Raw genomic sequence first — 3,066 nt, 5'->3', positions numbered from 1 at the left:
GGGCGACCTGTCCCTCGCCCTCGCGGGAGCCGAGCTGATCGATCTCATCCGTGCGGGGACGGTCGGCCTGGACGGCGACCACATCGTGCCGGATGGACCGCCGCCGCTCGACGACGGGTTTCTGGATGAAGCTGCGGCAGGTCTCACTCGGCAGCCGCCCTACGAGCGGGTCGAGGACTGGCTGTGGCGTCGGGGCCGCGACCTCTCGGCCACGTACCAGGCCGCCCTGGAAGAGAGCGGTGAGCTGACACCGCAGCGACGCAGCCGGTCGCCCTTCGGATCGAAAAGCCTGCAATCGGTCGATACGCCCGCCCGCCGCCGCGCAGCCGACCGCTGGAAACACAGGGAACCCGTGCTGACCGCCCTCGCTGCGGCCGTGGGCATCGACGACGAACGATCCGATGACGGGACAGGCCTCGACGACGAGGCGGTGACGCGTGTGGTGGCCGCCGTCCACGACGCGGTGAGGGAGCTGGAGGCCGTGCGCCAGAGGCGGACCATCGAGAACGCGGCCTTCGCCAACATCTGGCGCGGGCCATGATCCGAGCCCGGTACCAGGAAGACTCAGAAGGCGGGAAGGCGGTCAGCCTTCGCTGTCGAGCACTCGGCTTTGCTGATCGGGCAGGGAGCCACACGGCCCACTGGCGGGGTCTTCCACAGCCCACTCCGCCAGACCCAGGTACAAGGCGCACCCTGGTTCTGATGGCAGTCGCGTTCCTGCGTCGCTCTGTTACCTCGCGGAACGAGCCGTCGGGCGGACGCTTGCGGACGCTCTTCGTGGACAGGCGGAGGTTCCAGGCAGTGATCCCTCGGCTGGCAGACGAAGGCAGTCGACGCCCCTGCTGCACACCGGTGTCCAGTGGGAGTACCTGCCCCAGGAGCTGGGCTTCGGCTCGGGCATGACCTGCTGGCGACGCTTGCGGGACTGGAACGAGGCCGGCGTCCGGCAGCGGCTCCACGACGTTCTGCTCGCCGAACTCAATGCGGCCCCACGCCTGGACCGGTCCCGCTGCGTGGTCGACTCCTCGCACCTCAGGGCCCTAAAAGGGGGAGCCACAGCGGCCCCTCGCCAGTCGACCGAGGCCGGGCCGGCTCGAAGCACCACCTGATCACCGACGGACAGGGCACTCCGCTCGCCGTCCTGCTGACCGGCGGCAACCGCAACGACCCCCGTGGTATGTCCTGGCGCCGGAGTACATCGAGCACCGTTGGGACCGTACTCCGGGAAATACTTCGCCGTACACTCGCCGATGCTCTTGCCGCCATCTCGCCAGCGCTCGTGGAGCCGGAAGCCGTCTACCGGTCACCGCGGGTGCTGCGACGCGCGCTCCACCGGTGGGCCTTCGACAAGAAGGCGTGGAGTACCGCTCCGCAGGAGGAATGGCAGGCGGCACTGGCCTGGCTGGAACGACACTCCCTTCCGGTCAGTGAGCTGGAGGAGCCCGACGTGCTGCGCCGAGGGCTTGACGCCTTGTGCCGCAAGGTCGACGGGAGCGCCGCCGCCGCGAAGACGGTGAAGCGAAAAACCGATGAAGGCGATCCGAATGCGTGCCGAACCCCGCTCAGGTGGCCCGTCTGCTGGCGTCGGTCAAGGCCCTTCCCGGGCGAGGCCTGGATCTGTATGCCTTCTTCGGCTGCATGTACTACGCCGCGATGCGCCCTGCCGAAGTCATTCCACTTGCAGAAGTCCCTCCCAGCGGGGGCTGCTCTCAGGCACAGGGGGACTCATGGCCTCTCATCTCCGATGCCGAGGCTACGGACGATGGAGTGCGAGCGCTGCCCTGTGCAAGAGACGGACTGGCTATGTATTCCAACGATGGTTTCCGTGACCTCGGTCGGCAGGAATGTCTGGGTCTGCTGGCGAAGGTGTCGGTCGGCCGCATCGTGTACACCCGGCAGGCACTGCCCGCAGTCCTGCCGGTCAACTTCTGTCTGGACGACGACGGTGCGGTGCTGCTGCGCACCTGTGCGGCTTCGGAACTGGCCCGTGCGGTCGACGGTTCGGTGGTCGCCTTCGAGGCGGACGACGTCGACGCGGGCGCCCGGGCCGGCTGGAGTGTCGTTGTGACCGGGCGGGCGGCGGTGGTGGCCGACCCGGCCGAGCACGAGCACCTGAACAGGGTTGTTCCCTGCTCCTGGGCCCCTTCACCTGTGGAGGTCTTCGTGCGTGTCGAGCCCGAGCTGGTGACCGGGCGTGAGCTGGTCGGCGGTCGCACGCTGTACGGGGTGCGGCTCTCCGCCTGACCGGGGCCCTGCGCAGAGGGCCGTCCGGCCCCATGGCGAAGGGGCCGGACGGTCGCGGTGACGGGTTCCTGGCGGCCCTGCCCCCGACCACGGTGGGCGACGAGCATCGACGGTGGAGCCGAACGCGGAGGCCCCGCGGATGGTGTCGTGAACGAGGCGGAGGCAGTGATGGCGGTGGCACCCCACGCAGAAGCGGCCGAGACCGGCGTGGACGCATCCGTGGAGGCGTGGCGCGGATTCGCCGGAACACGGTGGCAGGAGTGCGTCGAGGTACGGGACTTCATCCAGGCCAACTACACGCCGTATGAAGGCGGCTCGGAGTTCCTGGCCGGCCCGACCGGGCGCACGCGCGAGGTCTGGGGCAAGGTCAGCGTCCTGTTCCCCGTGGAGCGCGAGAGGGGCATCCTCGACGTCGACGCGGCCACCCCGTCCACGATCACCTCGCACGCGCCTGGCTACATCGACCGCGACCGTGAGCTGGTTGTCGGCCTGCAGACCGACGCCCCGCTCAAGCGGGCGATCATGCCGAACGGCGGCCTGAGGATGGTGGAGAACGGGCTGGCGGCTTACGGCTACACGGCCGATCCGTTCGTGACGGAGATCTTCGGCACCTACCGCAAGACGCACAACGACGGTGTCTTCGACGCGTACACCCCCGAAATGCGCGCAGCCCGCAAGGTCGGGATCATCACCGGGCTGCCGGACGCGTACGGGCGCGGCCGGATCATCGGCGACTACCGGCGCGTCGCCCTGTACGGCACCGACCGGCTGATCGAGGCCAAGCGGGCCGAGCGGGCCCTGTTGGACGCGCGGCCCTCCACC

General features: G+C 69.3%; 3 protein-coding genes and 1 pseudogene. All 4 read left to right on the top strand.

The genetic code is table 11. The annotated features are described in order from the left end of the window. Positions 1-541: GOLPH3/VPS74 family protein (locus M8J73_RS25445; RefSeq protein WP_249829094.1), on the top strand; the 541-nt coding region annotated here is incomplete at its 5' end. Positions 542-839: 298 nt separating this feature from the next. Then, positions 840-1,168: pseudogene (locus M8J73_RS25440) on the top strand (transposase); the annotation flags it as partial. A gap of 635 nt (positions 1,169-1,803) precedes the next feature. After that, complete coding sequence (locus M8J73_RS25435) at positions 1,804-2,244, top strand: pyridoxamine 5'-phosphate oxidase family protein (protein ID WP_055541696.1); 441 nt, start codon at positions 1,804-1,806, stop codon at positions 2,242-2,244. 168 nt (positions 2,245-2,412) lie between these two features. Further along, on the top strand, positions 2,413-3,066 hold a 654-nt coding region (locus M8J73_RS25430; protein WP_283946995.1), incomplete at its 3' end, for a pyruvate formate lyase family protein.

It is taken from the genome of Streptomyces neyagawaensis (assembly GCF_023516595.1).
GTDB lineage: Bacteria > Actinomycetota > Actinomycetes > Streptomycetales > Streptomycetaceae > Streptomyces > Streptomyces neyagawaensis.
Note: the sequence above shows the minus strand (reverse complement) of the source record. Positions and strands in the feature narration are given on the sequence as shown.